Genomic DNA, 1,252 nt, shown 5'->3' with positions numbered 1-1,252 from the left:
CATGCGGTGGTGTAGGTGCGGGCGACGAGGGCGCTGCGGAGGTACCAGAGTCCGCTGGCTTGGGTGGGGTCGAAGCCGGTGAGTTGGGCGATGCGTTTGAGGCGGTAGTCGACGGTGTTGGTGTGGACGTGGAGGAGTCGGGCGGTGCGTTGGCGGTTGAGGTTGTTGGCGATGTGGGTTTGGAGGGTGGTGAGGAGTTCGGGGTGGTGGTCGAGGGGGTTGAGGAGGGTGCCGAGGTGGTCGCGTCCGGGTCCGGGGCGGGTGAGTTGGTATTCGAGGGCGAGGTCGTCGAAGCGGTAGAGGCCGGGGATGGATTGGAGGCGGGTGACCATGTCGAGGAGTTGGTGGGTTTGGTCGGTGGCGGTGGGGATGTCGGTGGTGGGGGTGGTTGTGGTGGTGGCGGTGATGGGGACGCGGGCGGCGTGGGAGAGGTGGGTGATGAGGGTGTCGAGGTCGGTGGGTGTGGTGGTGGGGATGAGGAGGGTGCCGCCGTCGGTGGAGAGGAGGGAGAGGGTGGTGGTGTGGGTGGTGGTGGCGAGGGCGGCTTGGATGCGGCGGAGTTTGCGGCGGGCGATGATGGTGGGGTCGAGGTGGGGGTTGGCTTGGTCGGGGTGTGGGGGGATGTGGAGGGCGAGGATGTGGTAGTTGTCGGCGATTTCGATGCCGCATTCGCGGGCCATGGTGGAGGTGGGGTGGCCGCCGAGGAGTGCTGAGGTGAGGGTGTGGACGGCGTTGTGGTGTTCGGAGACGACGGCGCGGAGTTCGCGGACGTAGGCGTGGGAGACGGCGGTGGTCATGGTGTCGAGGATTTCGACGAGGAGTTTGGCGCCTTGGAGGAGGTTGGTGTAGTCGGTGTGGGTGAGGGTGAGTGTGGGCTCACCGTCATCGTTGCCTGCGCTGCCACCGCCATTACTGCTGCTGCCGCCGCTGTTGGTGCGGGTTTTGGTGGTGGCGTTGGTGACGACGAGGTCGAAGCCGATTTTGAAGCCTTCGTGGATGGCGTGGTGGATGGTGTCGATGGGGACGCCTTCGCGGGCCCAGGCGGCGGCGGCGTCTTTGAGGCGTTCGGTTTTTTCGGGGATGTCGCGGCCGTCGAGGAGGCTGATGGCGAGTTCGAGGCAGGTGCGGGTGATGGTGGTGATGTCGCCGTGGATGGCGTCGCCGGGCAGGGTGCCGCAGGGGGCGACGTTTTCGACGAAGTGGCCGACCATGTGCCGCGACAGTGACCACACATCCTTCAACGGCGACGACA

The 1,252-nt window shown here is 66.5% G+C and carries 1 protein-coding gene; it reads right to left on the bottom strand.

Features of this window, described 5'->3' with window-relative positions; translation table 11 throughout:
* A partial coding sequence (locus ON23_RS10205) for a PucR family transcriptional regulator (RefSeq protein ID WP_039777789.1) occupies window positions 1-1,252 on the bottom strand: 1,252 nt, incomplete at both ends.

The sequence above is a fragment of the Nocardia cerradoensis NBRC 101014 genome, from assembly GCF_000308535.1.
GTDB lineage: Bacteria > Actinomycetota > Actinomycetes > Mycobacteriales > Mycobacteriaceae > Nocardia > Nocardia cerradoensis.
The sequence above is the reverse complement of the archived record's forward strand: the minus strand, read 5'-3'. Positions and strand labels throughout refer to the sequence as shown.